Source organism: Streptomyces sp. NPDC088910 (assembly GCF_044749865.1).
Taxonomy (GTDB): Bacteria; Actinomycetota; Actinomycetes; order Streptomycetales; family Streptomycetaceae; genus Actinacidiphila.
Window position 1 is genome coordinate 546,654 of record NZ_JBIVIV010000002.1, and the last position, 18,468, is coordinate 565,121.

At 72.9% G+C, this 18,468-nt stretch carries 20 protein-coding genes; 10 read left to right on the top strand and 10 right to left on the bottom strand.

Annotation, left to right across the window (positions count from 1 at the left end; translation table 11 throughout):
- Positions 1 to 289: 289 nt before the first annotated feature.
- Positions 290 to 730 (bottom strand): PPOX class F420-dependent oxidoreductase, encoded by a 441-nt coding sequence (locus ACIP4Z_RS06975; protein ID WP_355339645.1) that lies wholly within the window; start codon positions 728 to 730, stop codon positions 290 to 292.
- A gap of 32 nt (positions 731 to 762) precedes the next feature.
- Entirely contained in the window at positions 763 to 999 is a 237-nt protein-coding gene (locus tag ACIP4Z_RS06980; RefSeq protein ID WP_355339648.1) for a DUF2277 domain-containing protein, read from the bottom strand.
- A gap of 231 nt (positions 1,000 to 1,230) precedes the next feature.
- On the opposite strand from ACIP4Z_RS06980, the gene ACIP4Z_RS06985 reads away from it, so the two are divergent.
- Together ACIP4Z_RS06985 and ACIP4Z_RS06990 are read left to right on the top strand one after the other, a co-directional pair.
- Positions 1,231 to 2,067 (top strand): chitosanase, encoded by an 837-nt coding sequence (locus ACIP4Z_RS06985; RefSeq protein ID WP_355340133.1) that lies wholly within the window; start codon positions 1,231 to 1,233, stop codon positions 2,065 to 2,067.
- A gap of 105 nt (positions 2,068 to 2,172) precedes the next feature.
- Positions 2,173 to 2,634 carry an RbsD/FucU domain-containing protein gene (locus ACIP4Z_RS06990; RefSeq protein WP_401305585.1) on the top strand — a complete coding sequence of 154 codons (462 nt, stop codon included), beginning with the start codon at positions 2,173 to 2,175 and terminating at the stop codon, positions 2,632 to 2,634.
- Between the two features lie 170 nt (positions 2,635 to 2,804).
- On the opposite strand, the gene ACIP4Z_RS06995 is transcribed toward ACIP4Z_RS06990, so the two are convergent.
- The 3 genes from ACIP4Z_RS06995 to ACIP4Z_RS07005 form a co-directional block, all read right to left on the bottom strand.
- On the bottom strand, positions 2,805 to 3,440 hold the full coding sequence (locus ACIP4Z_RS06995; protein WP_401305587.1) for a TetR/AcrR family transcriptional regulator: 636 nt from the start codon (positions 3,438 to 3,440) through the stop codon (positions 2,805 to 2,807).
- Between the two features lie 45 nt (positions 3,441 to 3,485).
- On the bottom strand, positions 3,486 to 3,971 hold the full coding sequence (locus ACIP4Z_RS07000) for a GNAT family N-acetyltransferase (protein ID WP_401305589.1): 486 nt from the start codon (positions 3,969 to 3,971) through the stop codon (positions 3,486 to 3,488).
- A gap of 148 nt (positions 3,972 to 4,119) precedes the next feature.
- The gene (locus ACIP4Z_RS07005) at positions 4,120 to 4,968 is read right to left on the bottom strand and encodes a helix-turn-helix domain-containing protein (protein ID WP_391158623.1); all 849 of its coding nucleotides are present in this window, start codon (positions 4,966 to 4,968) and stop codon (positions 4,120 to 4,122) included.
- A 101-nt stretch (positions 4,969 to 5,069) separates the two neighbouring features.
- Between ACIP4Z_RS07005 and ACIP4Z_RS07010 the strand changes: the two genes are divergently transcribed.
- Positions 5,070 to 5,783 (top strand): SDR family NAD(P)-dependent oxidoreductase, encoded by a 714-nt coding sequence (locus ACIP4Z_RS07010; protein ID WP_355339665.1) that lies wholly within the window; start codon positions 5,070 to 5,072, stop codon positions 5,781 to 5,783.
- 72 nt (positions 5,784 to 5,855) lie between these two features.
- Here the strand turns inward: ACIP4Z_RS07010 and ACIP4Z_RS07015 are convergent, their stop codons facing one another.
- Both ACIP4Z_RS07015 and ACIP4Z_RS07020 read right to left on the bottom strand, forming a co-directional pair.
- Complete coding sequence (locus ACIP4Z_RS07015; RefSeq protein WP_355339668.1) at positions 5,856 to 6,329, bottom strand: carboxymuconolactone decarboxylase family protein; 474 nt, start codon at positions 6,327 to 6,329, stop codon at positions 5,856 to 5,858.
- A 163-nt stretch (positions 6,330 to 6,492) separates the two neighbouring features.
- The gene (locus ACIP4Z_RS07020) at positions 6,493 to 7,143 is read right to left on the bottom strand and encodes a hypothetical protein (RefSeq protein WP_401305592.1); all 651 of its coding nucleotides are present in this window, start codon (positions 7,141 to 7,143) and stop codon (positions 6,493 to 6,495) included.
- Positions 7,144 to 7,462: 319 nt separating this feature from the next.
- Between ACIP4Z_RS07020 and ACIP4Z_RS07025 the strand changes: the two genes are divergently transcribed.
- The 6 genes from ACIP4Z_RS07025 to ACIP4Z_RS07050 all read left to right on the top strand — a co-directional run bounded on the left by ACIP4Z_RS07025 (position 7,463) and on the right by ACIP4Z_RS07050 (position 14,450).
- Entirely contained in the window at positions 7,463 to 8,818 is a 1,356-nt protein-coding gene (locus tag ACIP4Z_RS07025) for an efflux RND transporter periplasmic adaptor subunit (RefSeq protein WP_401305594.1), read from the top strand.
- On the top strand, positions 8,815 to 9,906 hold the full coding sequence (locus ACIP4Z_RS07030) for an ABC transporter ATP-binding protein (protein ID WP_401305596.1): 1,092 nt from the start codon (positions 8,815 to 8,817) through the stop codon (positions 9,904 to 9,906). The genes ACIP4Z_RS07025 and ACIP4Z_RS07030 overlap by 4 nt, the downstream gene beginning before the upstream one ends.
- On the top strand, positions 9,903 to 11,123 hold the full coding sequence (locus ACIP4Z_RS07035) for an ABC transporter permease (protein ID WP_391041839.1): 1,221 nt from the start codon (positions 9,903 to 9,905) through the stop codon (positions 11,121 to 11,123). The genes ACIP4Z_RS07030 and ACIP4Z_RS07035 overlap by 4 nt, the downstream gene beginning before the upstream one ends.
- A gap of 51 nt (positions 11,124 to 11,174) precedes the next feature.
- The gene (locus ACIP4Z_RS07040) at positions 11,175 to 12,017 is read left to right on the top strand and encodes a hypothetical protein (RefSeq protein WP_401305598.1); all 843 of its coding nucleotides are present in this window, start codon (positions 11,175 to 11,177) and stop codon (positions 12,015 to 12,017) included.
- A 68-nt stretch (positions 12,018 to 12,085) separates the two neighbouring features.
- Complete coding sequence (locus tag ACIP4Z_RS07045; protein ID WP_355339686.1) at positions 12,086 to 12,823, top strand: response regulator transcription factor; 738 nt, start codon at positions 12,086 to 12,088, stop codon at positions 12,821 to 12,823.
- A 13-nt stretch (positions 12,824 to 12,836) separates the two neighbouring features.
- Positions 12,837 to 14,450, top strand: coding sequence for a sensor histidine kinase (locus ACIP4Z_RS07050; protein WP_401305600.1), 1,614 nt, complete (start codon positions 12,837 to 12,839; stop codon positions 14,448 to 14,450).
- A gap of 542 nt (positions 14,451 to 14,992) precedes the next feature.
- On the opposite strand, the gene ACIP4Z_RS07055 is transcribed toward ACIP4Z_RS07050, so the two are convergent.
- From ACIP4Z_RS07055 to ACIP4Z_RS07065, 3 genes are all read right to left on the bottom strand, one after another.
- On the bottom strand, positions 14,993 to 16,000 hold the full coding sequence (locus ACIP4Z_RS07055; protein ID WP_355339692.1) for an aldo/keto reductase: 1,008 nt from the start codon (positions 15,998 to 16,000) through the stop codon (positions 14,993 to 14,995).
- A 53-nt stretch (positions 16,001 to 16,053) separates the two neighbouring features.
- A complete protein-coding gene (locus ACIP4Z_RS07060) occupies positions 16,054 to 16,926 on the bottom strand; it encodes a slipin family protein (RefSeq protein WP_355339695.1) in 873 nt (290 codons plus the stop codon).
- Positions 16,927 to 17,106: 180 nt separating this feature from the next.
- Entirely contained in the window at positions 17,107 to 17,460 is a 354-nt protein-coding gene (locus tag ACIP4Z_RS07065; RefSeq protein WP_355339698.1) for a hypothetical protein, read from the bottom strand.
- A 165-nt stretch (positions 17,461 to 17,625) separates the two neighbouring features.
- Here ACIP4Z_RS07065 and ACIP4Z_RS07070 point away from each other — a divergent pair, with 165 nt between their 5' ends.
- Positions 17,626 to 18,468: a hypothetical protein gene (locus tag ACIP4Z_RS07070; RefSeq protein ID WP_401305603.1), complete on the top strand. Its 843-nt coding sequence runs from the start codon at positions 17,626 to 17,628 to the stop codon at positions 18,466 to 18,468.

Sequence of the window (18,468 nt, forward strand, 5' to 3'; positions counted from 1 at the left end):
CACGTGTTTTTTGGGGCGCGGCCCTGGTGCGGTTCTTTTGCCGGGGGGCCAGCCACGTGTTTTTAGGGGCGCGGGGAACTGCGCGCTCAGCCACGGCGGTGGTGCGCCGTGAGAACCGGCCCCAGCGGGGCAGATGCGGTTGTTTTCGGGCTGAAAGCCCGGTGGGGGCTGGTCGCGCAGTTCCCCGCGCCCCTAAAAAGATCGGCCCACCGTCCGGGCCAGGTGCGGGGACCGGGGCGGGGCCCGGGAAAGATCGGCTTACCGTCCTGGGTGGGGGCGGGGCCGGGGGCTAGTCGGCTACGGCGGCTTGGGCCGTGACACGGTTGATGCGGCCACGGACGAGATATTCACCGGGAACGGCGTTGCGGGCACCGAATTCGGCCCCCCGGGCGGAGCCCATGTAGCGGGAACCGATCTTGGTGGACCAGTGAAGCAGGGCGGCGGGGTCCTCGACGAGCTCGGCGGTGCACTCGAAGAGGACGTAGGAGTAGGGCGGCTCCTGATCGTCCACGCAGAGCGCGAAGCGGGCGTCCCGGCGCAGGGCCTTGCCCTTGAGGGAGTCGCTGCCGGTGTTGAAGACGACGCGGATGTCGGAGGGGTCGGTGTCGTCGAGCAGGAACCAGACGGGCGTGACGTGGGGACCGCCGTCCTTGCGCTGGACGGCGAGCTTCCCCGTGCGGGTACCGGTGGAGGCGAAGGCGCGCCATTCGGCCTCGGTCATGTGCTGCATGGGGTCAGGTTAGGGCCGGGCGGGTCCGGGGGTCAGGCCGCCCCGCCGTGGGCGCGGGCGGCGGCGCCGCGTACCTCCAGGCCGTCGAGGAGGTCGGCGGTGGCCGCGGCGACGGCGGCCACGGCGGCGTCGAAGACCTCCCGGTTGTGCGCGGCGGGCGCGCGGAAACCGGAGATCTTGCGGACGTACTGGAGCGCCGCCGCTTCGATGTCGTCCTCGTCCGGATCGGGCGTCATCGGCGGTCGCAGGGTCTTGATGCTTCTGCACATGCCTCCAGTGTCGCGCGGGGGTACGACATCGCGACCCGAACTCGGTCGCGGCGGCCCCTTGGCGTGCGGCCGTCGCAGTGCTTCAATGCTCTCCATTGGTTAGGAACCTTTCCTAACTGCACAGCAGGCCCCCGCAGTTGGCCGTTCCTCCGACGGCCGGAAACGGAGACGCACGTGCACCGATCCCCCCACTCGCACCGCTCGAACCGGCGCCCCAGCCGCCGGATAGCCATGATCGCCGCCGTCGGCGTACTGGCGGGCGGCGGCGCCTCGCTGGCCCTGGCCACGGCGGGCAACGCGGCCACCGCGCCCGGCGCGCACGCCGCCGCCGTCGCGCCCAAGGCGGCGGCAGCCGGTCTCGCCGACCCGCACAAGAAGGAAATCGCGATGGAGCTGGTCTCCAGCGCGGAGAACTCCTCGCTGGACTGGAAGGCCCAGTACAAGTACATCGAGGACATCGGCGACGGCCGCGGCTACACCGCGGGCATCATCGGCTTCTGTTCCGGCACCGGCGACATGCTGGACCTGGTCAAGCACTACAACGACCTCAAGCCCGGCAACGTCCTGGCCAAGTACCTCCCCGCGCTGGAGAGCGTCAACGGCTCCGACTCGCACTCCGGCCTCGGCTCGGCCTTCGTGAGCGCGTGGAAGACCGCCGCCAAGGACACCGTCTTCCAGACCGCGCAGAACGACGAGCGCGACCGCGTCTACTTCAACCCGTCGGTCAACCAGGCCAAGACGGACGGCCTCGGCACCCTCGGCCAGTTCATCTACTACGACGCCATCGTGATGCACGGCCCCGGCGACGACTCCGTCAGCTTCGGCGGAATCCGCAAGACCGCCATGAAGAAGGCCAAGACCCCGGCCCAGGGCGGCAACGAGACCACGTACCTCAACGCCTTCCTCGACGCCCGCAAGGCCGCGATGAAGACCGAGGACGCCCACGACGACACCAGCCGCGTCGACACCGAGCAGCGCGTCTTCCTCAACGCGGGCAACCTCAACCTGGACCCGCCGCTGAAGTGGAAGACGTACGGGGACTCGTACCAGATCCTGACGCTTCCGTAGCGCCCGACGCTTCCCGCCCCCGGCCCGCCGACCCTTGTGTCGGCGGGCCGGGTACGCTCCCGGGGTCGGATGCAGAGATCGGATGTATCGAAGGAGCCGCCGCCCATGCTGCGTTACGGACTGACCCACCCCGCGATCCTCGCCGCGCTCGCCGCCGCGGGCCACGGCTCCCGCGTCCTGATCAGCGACGGCCACTATCCGCACACCACGGGCGCCAACCCGGCCGCCGAGCGCGTCTACCTCAACCTCAGCCCCGACCGGCTGCTGGTCACCGAGGTACTGGACGCCCTGGTCGACGCGGTCCCGATCGAGGCGGCGGCCGTCATGACCCCGCCGCCTGACCGTGACGACACTTCCGAGACGTCCGACACTTCCGACCTTTCCGCGCCGGAGATCTTCGCGGAGTTCCGTGCCGCCCTCCCCGGCCTCACCCTCGACGGCCTCGACCGCTTCGCCTTCTACGACGCGGCCCGCGGCCCCGACACCGCCCTCGTGGTGGCCACCGGCGACCGGCGTACGTACGCCAATCTGCTGCTCACGATCGGAGTGCGGTCGGAGGACCGCTGAGCGGCGGACACCCTTACCGCGCTGCGCACCCGGCACGAGCGCACGATGGAGCGCCTTGAGGCGGACCGCACGGAGCGCCGCGACGGGCACGTGCAACTGTCGGCAGTACGTGGGCCCGCAGCCGCTCACCACGCTCTACGCCCAGGAGATCACCGACCTCTGACGACGCGTCAGCGCGGCTCACGCGTGACGGTCGGCAGCGCGCGGGCCAGGGCGCGGGCGGTGCGCGCGGCGCGGGACTCCGCGCGGGCGACGGCGTCCGGCGCCGGGCCGAGCAGACCCTCCGCGAGGAAGAGGACCATGCCGTGCGCGGCCGAGGAGACGTCGAGTATCAACTCCACCGCGCGGTCGCCCGAGGTGAGGCGGCGGGCCGTCGGGAGCACGGCGGTCAGCACCTGGTCGCCCGCCGAAGCCAGGCTCGAATAGCGGGACTTGTCGAGTCCCGCGCTGAACGTGATGTCGAACAGGGCCCGTTCCTCCACCGCGAACCGGACATAGGCGGCGGCGAAGTCCGCCAACTGCTCGACCGGGTCCGCGGATTGACGGACGGCGGCCGAGAACCGGCGGTGCTGCTCGCGGTACCCGCGCTCGGCCAGCGCCGCCAGCAGCGCGTCCCGGTCGGCGAAGTGCTTGTACGGCGCCGCCGCGCTGACCCCCGCCCGCCGACTGGCCTCCGCGAGCGTGAAGCCGTGCGGCCCGCGCTCGGCGACGAGGCCGAGGGCGGCCCGCTCCAGGGCGTTGCGGAGGTCGCCGTGGTGCTGTCCACTGCGGCGGGCCGGTGCGGTGCGCTCGGCGGGAGGCGTCATATCCGCAGGTTAACACCCGTCACCACAAGGTGAATCACCGTAACCTCAGGCGTTCCCGACCGGCGAGGGGCGCACCATGAACACGTCGACCGCGTCCTCCGTCTCCAGGACGAAGCCCCACCGTTCGTAGAGCCGCCGGGCGGCGCTGCCCTGGAGGACGTTCAGCCGTACGTCCTCGCCGCGCGCGTCGGCGCGGCCCAGCAGTTCCCGCAGCACGGCCGAGCCCAACCCGCGCCCCTGGTAACGGGGTTCCAGATAGAAGTGTTCGAGCAGAGCGCCGCCGGTCTCGGCGGGCCGCAGCGTCACGCACCCGGCGAAGTCCCCTTCGACGGTGACGACCGAGGTGTACCGCGTCGAGAACGAGTCCCGCAGCCGCTGCCGTACCCGGTGCCCGTCGTACCGCCCGAGCCGTTCCAGATCCGCCCGCATCACGACGGCCCGCAGCTCGGCTATCGGCTCCACGTCCCCCGCGACGGCCGCGCGCAGCGCCCACCGCAGGTCAGCGCTCTGTACCGCCCCATTCGTCCGCATCCCCCAAGTATCCGCGAGCGCCCGCGCCGCCTCGCCCCGGCCCCCCTCGCGCCACCGCCCCGGCGGCAGACCGCGGAGCCACCGCCCCGGCAGCAGGGCTCGGGAGAGTCGTCCGCGCCGTCTTCCGCGAGGCGTACGGAGGCGCGGGTCAGGTGCCGGGGGTCCCGGCGGGGCTGAGCGCCTGGGTGCCGACGACGCCGAGCAGGGTGAGGCGTTCGGCGTCCTCGGTGCCGGGCTCGGCGGTGTAGACCATGATCCGCAGATCGCTTCCGGCGACGCTGAGGATGTCGCAGTCCAGGGTCAGCGGGCCGACCACCGGGTGGTCGATCGTCTTGCGGGAGGCGTCGTGCCGGGTGACCTCGCCGGATTCCCACAGCTCGGCGAAGCGCGGGCTGCGGGCGCGCAGCTCGGCGACCAGGCGGCGCAGGCGCTGGTCGGCGGGGTAGCGGTTGGCGGTGGCGCGCAACTGGGCGACCTGGGAGATCTCCAGCAGCCGCAGCGACTCGGGGGTGTGGCGGACCCGGGAGCCGGAGCCGAGGAAATTGCGCCAGATCGCGTTGCGGTCGTTGCCCTGCTGCTGCCCCATCAGGGCCACGTACAGGGGGTTGGCCAGCAGCAGCGTCCACGCGGCGTCGCTGACGGCGACCGGCGTCCCGGTCAGCCGGTCGAGCATGCGCTGCACGCTCGGCGTGATGTACGCGGGGACGGTGCCCTGCCCCGGCGGGACGAGTCCGGCGACGTGGAAGAGGTGCTCGCGCTCGGCGGTGGTCAGCCGCAGCGCGCGGCCGAGCGCTTCGACGACCTGCTCGGAGGGGTTGGCCGCGCGGCCCTGTTCGAGCCGGGTGACGTAGTCGACGGAGATCCCGGCGAGCAGGGCCAGCTCCTCGCGGCGCAGCCCGGCCGCCCGCCGGTGGCCCCCGGCGGGCAGCCCGGCCGCCTCGGGGGAGACCCGGTCGCGCCAGCGCCGTACCGTGTGCCCGAACTCCGTGGTCGCCATGGTTCCACTGTGCACCGTGCGGCCCGCGCCGTCCTGGTACCGGCAGTCCCAGGAAGACCGGGCCACTGGCTGCCCCGGCGGGCCTGCCGCACCGTGGACGTATGACAACGACACTGATCACCGGAGCGAACAAGGGCCTCGGCTTCGAGACCGCCCGCCGCCTGCTGGCCGCGGGGCACACCGTCTACGTGGGCAGCCGGGACGCCGACCGCGGGCGGGAGGCCGTCGAGCGGCTGGGCGCGGGCGCGCGGGCGGTCCGGCTCGACGTCACCGACGACGCGTCCGTCGGGGCCGCGGCCGAGGCGATCGCGGCGGACGGCGGCCTCGACGTCCTGGTCAACAACGCGGGCATCGAGAGCAGGACCGCCGACAACGGCGTCGTCGGCGCCGCCGACCTGACCGCCGACGTCATGCGGGAGACGTTCGAGACGAACGTCTTCGGCCTGGTGCGCGTCACCCACGCGTTCCTGCCGCTGCTGCGCCGCTCGGCCGCGCCGGTTGTGGTCAACCTCAGCAGCGGGCTGGCCTCGCTGTCCCGGCTCAGCGCCCCCGGCACCCCCGCCTACGCGTATCCGGGCGTCGCGTACCCGGCGTCGAAGACCACCGTGAACATGATCACCGTGCAGTACGCGAAGGCGTTCCCCGAGATGCGGATCAACGCCGTCGAGCCCGGTTTCACCAAGACCGATCTGAACGGGAACACCGGGGTCCAGACGGTCGAGCAGGGCGCCGAGATCATCGTCCGGATGGCGCAGGTGCCGGCCGACGGCCCGACCGGCGGGTACTTCGACGCCGAGGGGCCGCTGCCCTGGTAGCCGCGGCCCCTGACGGGGCGGCCCCGACGGCCCCTGTACGCCGGGGCCGCGGGTGCCGCCCGCCCCTGGCTCTCAGCCGAACATGCCCGGCTCGTAGTCCCCCGCGGGCTGCTGAATGATCACGTTCAGCCGGTTGAAGGCGTTGATCAGGGCGATGCCGGTGACGAGGGCGGCCAGCTCCTCCTCGTTGTAGTGCTTGGCGGCGTTCGCCCACACCTCGTCCGCGACGCCCCCGGCCGCGTCGGCGATACGGGTGCCCTGCTCGGCCAGCTCCAGGGCCGCGCGCTCGGCGTCGGTGAAGACCTTGGCCTCGCGCCAGGCGGCCACCAGATTGAGCCGCTGCTGCGTCTCCCCGGCCGCCGCCGCGTCCTTGGTGTGCATGTCGGTGCAGAATCCGCAGCCGTTGATCTGGCTGGCGCGCAGCCGTACCAGCTCCTGGGTCGCGAGCGGCACCGTCGAGTCCGCCAGCACTTTGCCGGCCGCGGTGAGGTGCCGCAGCGACTTCGCGGCGAGCGGGCTCTCGAAAAGGTTCAGACGGGCTTCCATGGCGTTACTACTCCTCGCGCTCGTGCGTTTCCGCGCCGCCGCCGCCCTTCCACGACGTCCCCGGCGCACGCACCTCCCTGACGCCCCGCCCCACCCCGATGTGACCGCCCCCCGAAGTGACCCCCGTCTCCCCTCCGGGGGGGGCGGAAGGCCGGGAGGGCGGTTATGTCGCTGAGGGGGAGGCGGGCGGGCGGGTGGGGAGGAGGGGTTTGCAGGTGGTGTAGGCCTTGGCCGTCTTCGGGTCGGAGGTGTTGAGGTCGCCGAAGCCGAAGCCGAAGCCGCCGCGGCGGGTGGTGGGGGAGGGGGTGGGGAGGGTGACGCCGTGGTCCTTGAGGCAGCTCGTGAACGCCTGGAAGGCGGAGCTGTCGCCGCCGGGGCCGCCGCCGCGCTGGCCGTTGAACTGGGGGCGCAGCGAGGCGCATGCCTCCATGGCCTTCTGGGTGGCCGGGTCGGCGGACTCGCCGCCGAAACCGCCGAAGCCGCCTGAGCCCCCGCCGAATCCGCCGCTCGGGCGGCCCGAGGGGCGGCCGGACGCGCGGTCGGAGGGGCGGCCGGAGAAGGACGGCAGCTTCACGCCGTGCTGGGAGAGGCAGTCGCGGTAGGCCGCCATGTCCTGCGCGCCGCCGGAGGCGCCCTTGGCGGAGGACGACGGCGAGGACGAGGACGACGCCTTCGCGTCGGCGGACGCCGAGCCAGAGGAGCCCGACGACGAGCAGGCGGTGAGCAGCAGCGCGCCCGAGGCGAGGACGGCGACGCACGCGCCCGCCCGCAGCGCGGAGCGGCGCGCGGACTGCCGGGTGGTGGTCAGGGTCATGACCGTGGTCTCCTCGGATGCGGGGGCGGCGGGCGCCGCTCACCCACGCGCACGCGCGGGACACGAGCACCCATGAGTGGCGGCGCATGAGTGAACCGCCGCGAGTTAGGCACAGCCAGGGCGCGAGCTGTGAGTTCCCGGGGAGCCGGGGCGCGCGAATCGGCCGCCGCGACCCGTACGGGCCCGCCGTACGGTCCGGTTGGGACGTAAAGCGACCGCTTCGTGCCGTGGCGGGGCGGCCTCGCGCACGGCGCCGGTCCCAGGAAACTCCCAGCCTTCTCCCAGGCCATCAAAGGCGTCGGCGGCCAGGATGCGCGCCATGAAGGTGCTCCCACGGCGGCGCAGGGCCGTCCTGATCAACTCGGTGCTCGGCGTGGTGGTCCTCGCGGGCGCAGGCGGCGCCTACGCGGCGGTCAACAACGGTGACAGCGGCAACACCCGTGGTACGGGCGCGCGCGTGGTGACCGTGTCCAAGGGCACGGTGCTGGCGACGGTGTCCGGCTCCGGCACGCTCGCCTCGCCCAGCGACGCCGGTGTGGACTTCACCACGGGCGGCACACTCACCGAGGTCGACGTGAAGCCGGGCGACAAGGTCACCAAGGGCCAGGTGCTGGCGAAGGTCGATCCGACCGACGCCAAGGAGACGTTGCAGCAGGACCAGGCGACGCTGACGGCGGCGCGGGCCAACCTCACCAAGGTCGAGGCGGGCGAGCTGGTCACCTCCACCACGGGCTCCGGCACGGGCTCCAACACCGGCTCCGGCGGCTCGCGGGACGCCGCCCCGACGCCCACGCCGTCCCCCACCTACACCGTCGACCCGGCCCAACTCGCCCAGGCACAGGCTCAGTTGACCCAGGCCCAGAACGCCGTGGACGCCGACCAGCGCGCGGTGGACGGCACCACGCTCAAGGCCCCGGTGTCCGGCACGGTCGCCTCGGTCTCGGCCGCCAAGGGCCAGACGGTGTCGGGCACCGGTGGCACCGGCAGCGGCTCGGGCGGCCAGGGCTCGAACTCCAGCAGCTCCAACTCCACGTCGAGCAGCAGCGGTTCCAGCACCCCGTCCGGCTTCGTCGTCCTGACCAACCCCACCGGCATGCAGGTGACGGCGAACTTCTCCGAGGCCGACTCGCTGAAGGTCAAGGCGGGCCAGCCCGCCACCGTCACCCTCAACGCGCAGTCGAGCACGGTGCTCAACGCCAAGGTGCTGTCGGTCAGTTCGCTCCCGGTGAGCAGCGGAAGCGGCAGCGGCGGCGGGAGCGGCAGCGCCGTGCAGTACGCGGCCACGCTCGCCATCACCAGCCCCACCGCGGATCTGCGGACCGGCCTGAGCGCCAGTATCCAGGTGATCACCGGCTCGGCGTCCGGCGCGCTGAACGTGCCGACCGCCGCGGTCTCCGGTACCGGCGCCAACCGTACGGTCACGGTGGTCAACTCCGACGGCAGCACGACCCGTACGTCCGTGACCGTCGGTGTCGAGGGCGACACCGCCGACCAGATCACCAGCGGTCTGAAGGAGGGCCAGCAGGTGCAGATCGCCACGGTCGCGTCCTCCGGCAACGGCGGTTTCCCGAGCGGCGCGTTCCCCGGCGGCCTCGGCGGCGGCGCGAACCGGATCGGCGGCGGCGGTGGCTTCCGTACCGGCGGTGGCGGCGGTGCCGGCGGTGGCCGCGGATGAGGCCCGCCCTGCGGCAGCGCCTCGGCGGCCTGCGGCCCGGCGCCCGTACCGGTGACGCCGAAGAGAGTCCGGGCGCGGAAGAGACCTCGGGCGTCGAGCAGATCTCGGGCCGCGAGGAAACCGCGGGTTCCGGAGAGGACGACGACAGCCCCTGGGGCCGCCCGCCGGTCATCGAGGTGCGGTCGCTGCTGAAGACGTACGGGCACGGCGACGCCGCCGTGCGCGCGCTCGGCGGCGACCCTGACCCCGTCACCGGCGTCTCGCCCGGCGTGAATCTGCTGGTCGAACAGGGCGACATGGTGGCCGTGATGGGCAGTTCCGGGTCCGGCAAGTCGACCCTGATGAACATCCTCGGCTGCCTCGACATCCCCACCGAGGGCCGTTATCTGCTCGACGGCATCGACGTCGGCGGCCTGGACGAGCACCAGCTCTCGCTCGTCCGCAACCGTAAGATCGGCTTCGTCTTCCAGTCGTTCAACCTCGTGCCGCGCACCCCCGCGCTCGCGCAGGTCGAACTCCCCCTGGCCTACGCGGGCGTGCGGTCCGCCGAGCGCAGGAGGCGCGCGCTGGCGGCGCTCGCGCTGGTCGGCCTCGCCGACCGCGTCGACCACCGGCCGAACGAACTCTCCGGCGGCCAGCAGCAACGCGTCGCTGTGGCAAGGGCGTTGGTCACCGCACCGGCCATGCTGCTCGCCGACGAGCCGACCGGAAACCTGGACAGCCACAGCACCGAGGAAGTGCTCGCCATCGTCGACCGGCTCAACGCCTCCGGGCGCACCGTCGTACTGATCACGCACGAGGACGAGGTCGCCCGGCACGCCAAGCGGGTGATCACGCTGGTCGACGGCCAGGTGGTCGAGGACCGGCGCCAGGCACCGGCCGACGGCCCGCCGCCCGCGCTGCGCGACCCTGCGTCCTTCGCCGCGCACCACCCGCAGGACCCGGTAACCGGCGGCCGGCGTCAGGCCCTCACCGGAAGCCGCCACGGCAACGGCGGCAACGGCCGTACGGGCAACGGCGGTACGGGCAAAGGTGGTACGGGCGTAGGCAATACGGGCAACGGCTTCGGAAGCGGGGGCACCGCGTGAACCCCTTCGAGACCCTCCGCTTCGCCTTCGGCGGCCTCGCCGCCAACAAGGTCCGCTCCGGACTGACCATGCTCGGCGTCCTGATCGGCGTCGCCGCCGTCATCATCCTGCTCGCGGTCGGCAACGGCTCCTCGCAGTCCGTCAAGGACTCCATCGAGAAGCTGGGCACCAACTCGCTGACCATCTCCTCCGGCGCCGGATTCGGCGGCGGTTCGTCCTCGTCGGCGACCACCGTCAAGCCGCTGACCGTGGACGACGCGCGGGCGCTCGCCGACCCGACGGCCGCGCCCAGCATCGAGTCCGTCGCCCCCGAGGTGACCACGTCCTCGCAGACCGCGCTGTACGAGGGCACCTCGCACGACGTCGCGCAGGTCGTCGGCACCTACCCCGCGTACTTCAAGGCGTCCAACAGCAAGGTCGCCAAGGGCGACTACTTCAGCGCCGACGACGTCCTCAACTCCCGCAAGGTGGCGGTGATCGGCTCGACCACGGCCACCGACCTGTTCGGCACGGCCGACCCGGTCGGCAAGAAGGTGGTGCTCGGCGGGACGCCGTTCACGGTCGTCGGCGTGCTGGAGACCAAGGGCGGCACCGGCTTCCAGGACCCGGACGACATCCTGGTCGCGCCGCTGCCGACCGTGCAGAACGCCTTCACCGGCTTCGGCTCGGTCAACCAGATCCTGGTGGAGGCCACGTCGGCCGACGCGACGACCCCGGCGCAGAACGAGATCACCACGATCCTGATGGGCACGCACGGCATCAAGGACGCCAACGCGCTGGACTTCCGGGTCAGCAGCCAGCAGTCGCTGCTCAGCACCCAGTCCGACACCAACAGGACGTTCACGGTGCTGCTCGGCGCGGTCGCGGCGATCTCGCTGCTGGTCGGCGGGATCGGCATCACCAACATCATGCTGGTGACGGTCACCGAGCGGACCCGCGAGATCGGCATCCGCAAGGCGATCGGCGCGCCCAAGGGCGTCATCCTCGGGCAGTTCCTCGCCGAGTCGACCCTGCTGTCGCTGGTCGGCGGCGGGCTCGGGGTGGTGGCGGGACTGATCGGCTCGCGCTTCACGATCGTCGGCATCAAACCGGTGATCATCCCGGAGTCGGTGTGGGGCGCCTTCGCCATCGCGGTCGCCATCGGCCTGTTCTTCGGCGGCTACCCCGCCAACCGGGCCGCCGCCCTGCGCCCGATCGAGGCCCTGCGCCATGAGTAGGCCGTCCACCACCACACCGCACGACGTACGAGGGACGAGGGAGAACCGGACATGGCGCGACGCCGCACCGAACTCGTGAAGGCCGACGCCGACACGGAGCTGCTGCCGCTCACCGACACGTTCGGCGAGGTGGAGATCGTCGAGCGGCCCGGCGAGGCGGTGCTCACCGAACGGCCGGAGGACGTCCTGTCCGAGCCGCCGGACGCCCGTGACATCTCGGCCGAGCTGGCCGCCCCGCCGCGCCGCAAACTGCCCTGGCTGACGCTGCTGCTGTCCGCGGGCGTCGTCGCCGCGGCGGCCTTCGCGGGCGGCGCGCTGGTGGAGAAGAACCACCTCAACGGCCGTTCGTCCGGCGGCGGTTCGGCAGCGGCCCGCGACTTCGCCTCGGCCTTCGCGGGCGCCAACGGCCGTACGGGCACGGGCTCGGGTACGGGCACGGGCTCCGGTACGGGCACGGGCACGGGCTCCGGTACGGCGCCTGGCGCGGCTCCCGGCGCGGGCGGCGGCACAGGCACCGGCGGCACCGGCTCCGGCGTCACCGTCGGCACCGTCAAGCTGGTGGACGGCGACACCATCTACGTCACCGACGCCCAGGGCAGCATCGTCAAGGTCACCACCGGCGGCTCCACGAAGGTCACCGTCACCAAGGACGGCAAGACCTCGGATCTCCAGCCCGGCCAGAGCGTGACCGTACGCGGCAGCGCGAACTCCTCAGGCGACATCGCCGCCACCACCGTCACCGAGGGCGCGGCCACCGCGGGCGGCTTCGGCGGCGGCTTCGGAGGCTTCGGCGGCCGTGGCGGCGCCGGAGGTGCCGGAGGTGCCGGAGGTGCCGGAGGTGCGGGCGGCGGTACGGGTACGGCGGGCGGCTCGGGCGGCGGTACGGGCAACTGACCCCGCCTTCACAGGACGGGAGCGTACGGTGCGAAACCGAACCGTACGACGGGGGCCAGGAGGACTCCATGGACACGACGCCCGAGGCCAGCCTGCTGGTCGTCGACGACGAGCCCAACATCAGGGAACTGCTCTCCGCGTCCCTGCGCTTCGTCGGCTTCAAGGTGGTCTCCGCCGCCTCGGGCGCCGACGCGCTGGCCGCCGTCGCCCGTGAGCGCCCCGACCTGGTCGTCCTCGACGTGATGCTGCCCGACATGACCGGTTTCGCGGTCGTCCGGCACCTGCGCGAGGAGTCGGGGCCGCACGCGCGCCCCGGCAGCGGCGCCGCCGACCGGCTCCCCGTGCTGTTCCTGACCGCCAAGGACGGCGTGGACGACAAGATCAGCGGCCTGACGGCGGGCGGCGACGACTACGTCACCAAGCCGTTCAGCCTGGAGGAGCTGATCGCCCGCATCCGCGCGATCCTGCGCCGCACCGGCGGTCCCACCGACGAGGGGCGGCTGGTCGCGGGCGACCTGGAGCTGGACCCGGTCGGCCACCAGGTGCTGCGCGCCGGCCGCCCGGTCTCCCTCTCACCCACCGAGTTCAAGCTGCTCGCCTACCTCATGGCCAACGCCGACCGCGTCGTGTCCAAGCTCCAGATCCTCGACCACGTGTGGGCGTACGACTTCGGCGGCGACCTGAGCATCGTCGAGTCGTACATCTCGTACGTGCGCCGCAAGGTCGACTCCGGCGCCGACGGCACGGTCAAGCTGATCCATACGGTGCGCGGCGTCGGGTACGTGCTGCGCCGACCGCAGGGCTGACGCCGTGCGCACCGTGCGGTCTCTCAGCTCCCTCAGGTCCCTCCGCTCGTTGCGGCTCTCCGCGCTCTCGCTGCGCTCCCGGCTGGTGCTGCTCTGCCTGGTCCTCGTCCTGCTCGGCCTCGCCGTCAGCGACACCGTCGTCCTCGGCACGGTCCGCGGCCAGCAGGTGCGGCGCGTCGACCAGCAGCTCCAGCGGTACGGCGAACCGCTCGCGCGGCGGCTCGGCACCGACGGGGTGCCCGCGCCGCGCTACGTACGGCCGGGGCCCGGCGCGCCGCGGCCGTGGCTGCCCAGCCAGTTCGTGGTGGCCTTCGCCGCGGCGGACGGGCGGGTCTCCGACCAGTTCCGGCTGCCGGTCTCGGCCGGGGACCCGCGCCCGCTGTGGCCGACGATGGACGCGGGGTCGCTGCGCGAGCGGCTGGGCAAGCCGTTCGACGTCGCCAGCGACCACGGCGGCGGGCGGTGGCGGGTGCTGATCGAACCGGTCGCCGCGGGCACGGCCGCCCCCTCCGCCGACCTGCCCGCGGGCGTCGTGGTCGCCGCGTCCCTGGACGAGGTGTCCTCCACGGCCTCCCACCTGCGCACCGCGTTCCTGCTGATCGGCGCGGTGGTCGCGGCGCTGCTCGGGGTGGCGGGCTGGTTCGCGGTACGGGCCGGGCTGCGGCCGCTGCGGCAGATCGAGGCCACCGCCGCCGAGATAGCCGCCGGGCGCCCGCTGTCGCACCGTATGCCCGCCGCGTCCCCGCGCACCGAGGCCGGGCGGCTGTCCGCCGCGCTCAACGGGATGCTCGCGCAGATCGAGTCGGCCTTCGCGGCGCGCGCGGAGTCCGAGAAGCAGATGCGCCGGTTCGTCGCCGACGCCAGCCACGAACTGCGCACCCCGCTGGCCGGTATCCGGGGCTTCGCGGAGCTGTACCGGATGGGCGCGCTGCCCGACGAGGCCGACGTGAAGCGGACGATGACGCGGATCGAGAGCGAGGCCGTACGGCTCGGCGGCCTGGTCGAGGATCTGCTGACGCTGGTGCGGATGGACGAGCAGCGGCCCGTGCAGCTCGCTCCGATGGACCTGCGCACCCTGGCCGTGGACGCCCTGCACGACACGACCGCCCTCGATCCGTCCCGGCCGGTCTCCCTCACCGGGCCGGGCGGGTCCGGCTCCGGCCCCGGCCCCGGTCCCGGCCCCGGTCCCGGTCCCGGCACCGGTCCCGGTCCCGCACCCGTGCTCGGTGACGAGGCCCGGCTGCGGCAGGTCGTCGCCAATCTCGTCGGCAACGCCGTCGCCCATACGCCTCCCGGCACGCCCGTCCGGATCGGCGTCGGCACCGTCGGCGGACACGGGGTCCTCGAAGTCGCCGACGCCGGGCCCGGGCTCGGGCCCGACCAGGCCGCGCGGGTCTTCGAACGCTTCTACCGCGTGGACGCCTCCCGCAGCCGGGGCGCCGGGGGCGGCGCCGGTCTCGGGCTCTCCATCTGTGCCGCGTTCGCTGCCGCTCACGGTGGGTACATCGAGCTCGACACGGCTCCCGGCCAAGGCGCCCTCTTCCGCCTCCGCCTCCCCTCCGCTTCCCCGCCCCCACCGGCCGGTGGCCCGGACACCACCCAACTGCCCCTCCGGGGCGGGCGGTGACCTGCGGCAGCGTCGGCTCGCCGCCCAGGCGAAAGACGGTGCGCCCCGTCAGGGGCGCGGGGAACTGCGCGACAAGCCCCCACCGGCCGGTGGTCCGGGGACAACCGATTTGCCCCGCTGGGGCGGGTGGTGAGGTGCGGGAGCGTCGTGGCTGGTGGCGCAGTTCCCCGCGCCCCTTAAAAGATCGGCTCGCCGCCCGGACGAAAGACGGTGCGCCCCTAAAGGCACGTGGCTGAGCGCGCCCACGCGGCGGCAGCCGCAGATCAGGAACAGTCCCGCGCCCCTTAAAGGATCGGCTCGCCGCCCGGGCGAAAGACGGTGCGCCCCGTCAGGGGCGCGGGGAACTGCGCGGCCAGCCCCCACCGGCCCGGTGGTCCGGCGGCAACCGGTCTGCCCCGCTGGGGCGGGTGGTGAGGTGCGGGAGCGTGGTGGCTGGTGGCGCAGTTCCCCGCGCCCCTAAAAAGATCGGCCCACCGCCCGGACGAAAGACGGTGCGCCCCTAAAGGCACGTGGCTGAGCCGCCCGGGCGGCGGCGGCCGGGGCTACCAGGCGAAGGCTTCGGGGGAAGGGCCGGGGCCCGGGAAGATGGCGTCGAGGGCGGCGAGAAGGTCGACGGAGAGGTGGAGATCGAGGGCGCGGAGGGCGCCGTCGAGGTGGGCGGGGGTGCGGGGCCCGATGATGGGCCCGGTCACGGCGGGCCGGGTGAGGAGCCAGGCGAGGGCCACCTCCCCGGGGTCGAGCTCGTGCTCGGCGAGCAGATCCTCGTAGCGCTGAACCTGGTCGCGGACCACCGGATCGGCCAGCCCCCGCGCCGAGCGCCCGGCGTGGGTGCGGGAGCCGCCCCCCTCACGGGACTTGCGGATGGCGCCGCCCAACAGCCCCTGGTGCAGCGGGGACCAGGGCACGACACCGAGCCCGTACGCCTCGGCGGCCGGGAGGACGTCCATCTCGGCGGTGCGCTCGAAGAGGTTGTACAGGCACTGCTCGCTGACGAGCCCGAGCGAACCGCGCCGCGCCGCCGCCTCGTTGGCCTGCGCGATGTGCCAGCCGGCGAAGTTGCTGGAGGCGGCGTAGAGCACCTTGCCCTGCTGGATCAGGACGTCGATCGCCTGCCAGATCTCGTCCCAGGGCGTGGCCCGGTCGATGTGGTGGAACTGGTAGACGTCGATGTGGTCGGTGCCCAGCCGCTTCAGGCTGGCCTCCACCTCGCGGCGGATGTTGAGGGCGCTCAGCCGCTGGTGGTTCGGCCAGGGCTCCTCCTGCCAGGGGTTGCCCTGCGTCATGTTCCCGTACAGCTTGGTGGCCAGCACCACCTTGTCGCGGCGGTCGCCGCCCTGGGCGAACCAGCTTCCGAGGATCTCCTCGGTGCGGCCCTTGCGCTCGTCCACGCCGTAGATGTTCGCCGTGTCGAAGAAGTTGATGCCCGCGTCCAGCGCGGTGTCCATGATCGCGTGGCTGCCGGGCTCGTCGGTCTGCCCGCCGAAGTTCATGGTGCCGAGGACGAGGCGGCTGACTTTGAGGCCGGTGCGGCCGAGCTGGGTGTACTTCATGGCTCCACAGCCAACACCTTGGAGTGCGCTCTATCGCAAGGGGCGGGTGGGTCTCAGTGATGGACGAGCCTCGGCCGGTCCGGCGGGACGTTCTCGTCGACCGGGCCCGTACGGGCGTCGGGGCCGGTGTCCGGTTCCGCGTGGCCCGCGCCGTCGGTGGCCGTGTCCCCGGCCACGCGGTCGAAGAAGCGCAGGATCTCGACCGGGAACGGCATCACGAGGGTGCTGTTCTTCTCGGCGGAGACGTCCACCACGGTTTGCAGCAGCCGCAGTTGGAGGGCGCCCGGAGTGTTGGCCATCGTGGCGGCGGCGTCGGTCAGGCGCTGCGACGCCTGGAATTCGCCCTCGGCCGCGATGACACGGGCCCGCCGTTCACGTTCGGCCTCCGCCTGCTTGGACATCGACCGCATCATCGACTCCGGCAGCGCGATGTCCTTGATCTCCACGCGCTCGATCCGCAGGCCCCAGGGCTCCTCGGTCGGCTCGTCCATCACCGTCTTCAGCTCGGCGTTGACGTGGTCGCGGTCGGACAGCAGCGTGTCGAGGTCGGCGCGGCCGATGACCGACCGGAGCGAGGTCTGCGCGATCTGGGAGACGGCGCTGGGGTAGTCGTGCACGTTGACCAGGGCCTTGACCGGGTCCAGGACCCGGAAGTAGACGACGGCGTCGACGGTCACGGTCACGTTGTCGCCGGTGATGGCGCCCTGCGCCGGGACGCCGAGCACCTCGGTCTGGATGGAGACCTTGCGCATCCGGTCGACGATCGGGCGGATCGTCCGCAGGCCCGGCTGCCGCAGGTTCGGCAGCAGACGTCCGAAGCGGAAGACGACGCCCCGCTCGTACTGCTGCACATCGTGCAGGCTCATGGCGAGCAGGATCAGTCCGATCAGGACGACCACCACCAGCACAGTGATCAGAGCAACCATCGATCTCACGACCTTTCGGCGTGGCCGAAGACAGGCGCGCGCCGCACAGGCACGTGCCGCACCGCCACGCTCACCTGCACTTTCAGCCTACTCCGGCAGCCGCTCCCGGGGGCTGTCACCGGTCGCGGGCCGACTCCTCGGCCGACTCGAACTTCTGGGGCCAGGACGTGAGCCGTGCGGTCAGGCCGCCCACGGCGGTACCGGGTCGTGCAGGTGCCGCGCCCGCTCGACGAATTCCACCAGCGCCACGCGCTGCCCCGGGCTCAGCTCCCCCGCGAGCCCCGACTCGCGGATGTGCGCCCGCACCAGCAGGTAGTGGCTGTCGAACATCCCCATGCCCGGCAGCGCCCGCAGCAGCGCCTCCACCCGGATGCCCGCCGCGTCCTCGTCGCCCGCCGCCGCCCTGCGCAGCACTCGCGACAGCCCCACCATCCCCTCCGCCGCCACCTCGCTCAGCACCAGGGCCCTGCGGTGACTGGCCTCCCAATCCTCAGGGTCCGTGGTCCCACGGTGACGCGACCCCATGATCGTCATGGCCACCACCTCGCTCCCTTTAGTCCCTTTTATCCCTCTCCCCGGACGAGCGTACGCCCGTCCCCCCGCCCCGCAAACGGCTCACTCCCCGTGACCGTGCCGGGCCCCTGCGTGGGTTTTCCCAAGGCCGGGTCACCGGCGGCGGCCGTCGGTTACTGTGCGCGAATGTCTTACGCGCGGATGGACGGCGGGCGGAGCGCGCGGGGCGGCCCCGCCGGGCAGGGCGGATACGGCGCGTACGGCGGCTATCGGACGGGCCTGCTGTGGCTGGGCGCGGGCGCGGCCTTCGCGGTGCTCGCACTGGGCCTCGCGGTCGCGCTGTTCGGCATGATGGAGTTCGACGAGCGGTGCGCGCAGGGGATGACGAAGGGCCCCGGCCCGCTGGTGCGCACCCGGAACCAGGCGTTTCCGCCCGCCACCGTCTGCGAGTTCCGCGACGGCGACGTGACCTCCGTCGGCGGCGGCGCGCTGCTCACCGGACTGCTCTGGGCCGCCTTGCTGTTCATGACCGCGTGCGTGTTCCTCGCGCTGCTCGCCGAGTGCTTCGAGCCGCCGCTTCGCGGAGCCTTCGCCAGCGAGCTGGTCGTGCCGATGTCGCGGGACGAGAAGGTCCGCCGTACGGGGGCGGCGTTCTTCGTCACCGGCTCCTTCTTCCTGATGATCTACGCGCTGGCGGGCTGGAAACTGCTGGCCGGGCCGTCCTCCGCGTGCTCGGCGGGCGCCGACTGGGGCAGCGGCCCGCCGCGCACCGTGACGTACAGCTTCTTTCCGCCGCAGGCCACCTGCCAGTACACCAGCGGCATGACCGACCGGATCAACCCCGACTGGCTGGCCTCGCTGACGGCCGAGATGATCGCCCCCGCGCTCCTGGCGGGGCTCGGGTTCTTCCTCGCGTGCCGCCGCAGGAGCGCGGAGCGCCGGACCGGGCGACCGGCCGGGCGACCGGCCGGGCGACCGGCCGGGCGACCGGCGGACGCCACGAGCGGGGACCGGACACCGGCGACGTAG

Bases quoted from the DNA above. Each gene is read 5' to 3' on its own strand.
- ACIP4Z_RS06975 (WP_355339645.1), bottom strand. From the start codon at position 730: ATGCAGCACATGACCGAGGCCGAATGGCGCGCCTTCGCCTCCACCGGT.
- ACIP4Z_RS06980 (WP_355339648.1), bottom strand. From the start codon at position 999: ATGTGCAGAAGCATCAAGACCCTGCGACCGCCGATGACGCCCGATCCG.
- ACIP4Z_RS06985 (WP_355340133.1), top strand. From the start codon at position 1,231: ATGATCGCCGCCGTCGGCGTACTGGCGGGCGGCGGCGCCTCGCTGGCC.
- ACIP4Z_RS06990 (WP_401305585.1), top strand. From the start codon at position 2,173: ATGCTGCGTTACGGACTGACCCACCCCGCGATCCTCGCCGCGCTCGCC.
- ACIP4Z_RS06995 (WP_401305587.1), bottom strand. From the start codon at position 3,440: ATGACGCCTCCCGCCGAGCGCACCGCACCGGCCCGCCGCAGTGGACAG.
- ACIP4Z_RS07000 (WP_401305589.1), bottom strand. From the start codon at position 3,971: ATGCGGACGAATGGGGCGGTACAGAGCGCTGACCTGCGGTGGGCGCTG.
- ACIP4Z_RS07005 (WP_391158623.1), bottom strand. From the start codon at position 4,968: ATGGCGACCACGGAGTTCGGGCACACGGTACGGCGCTGGCGCGACCGG.
- ACIP4Z_RS07010 (WP_355339665.1), top strand. From the start codon at position 5,070: ATGACAACGACACTGATCACCGGAGCGAACAAGGGCCTCGGCTTCGAG.
- ACIP4Z_RS07015 (WP_355339668.1), bottom strand. From the start codon at position 6,329: ATGGAAGCCCGTCTGAACCTTTTCGAGAGCCCGCTCGCCGCGAAGTCG.
- ACIP4Z_RS07020 (WP_401305592.1), bottom strand. From the start codon at position 7,143: ATGACCCTGACCACCACCCGGCAGTCCGCGCGCCGCTCCGCGCTGCGG.
- ACIP4Z_RS07025 (WP_401305594.1), top strand. From the start codon at position 7,463: ATGAAGGTGCTCCCACGGCGGCGCAGGGCCGTCCTGATCAACTCGGTG.
- ACIP4Z_RS07030 (WP_401305596.1), top strand. From the start codon at position 8,815: ATGAGGCCCGCCCTGCGGCAGCGCCTCGGCGGCCTGCGGCCCGGCGCC.
- ACIP4Z_RS07040 (WP_401305598.1), top strand. From the start codon at position 11,175: ATGGCGCGACGCCGCACCGAACTCGTGAAGGCCGACGCCGACACGGAG.
- ACIP4Z_RS07045 (WP_355339686.1), top strand. From the start codon at position 12,086: ATGGACACGACGCCCGAGGCCAGCCTGCTGGTCGTCGACGACGAGCCC.
- ACIP4Z_RS07055 (WP_355339692.1), bottom strand. From the start codon at position 16,000: ATGAAGTACACCCAGCTCGGCCGCACCGGCCTCAAAGTCAGCCGCCTC.
- ACIP4Z_RS07060 (WP_355339695.1), bottom strand. From the start codon at position 16,926: ATGGTTGCTCTGATCACTGTGCTGGTGGTGGTCGTCCTGATCGGACTG.
- ACIP4Z_RS07065 (WP_355339698.1), bottom strand. From the start codon at position 17,460: ATGACGATCATGGGGTCGCGTCACCGTGGGACCACGGACCCTGAGGAT.
- ACIP4Z_RS07070 (WP_401305603.1), top strand. From the start codon at position 17,626: ATGTCTTACGCGCGGATGGACGGCGGGCGGAGCGCGCGGGGCGGCCCC.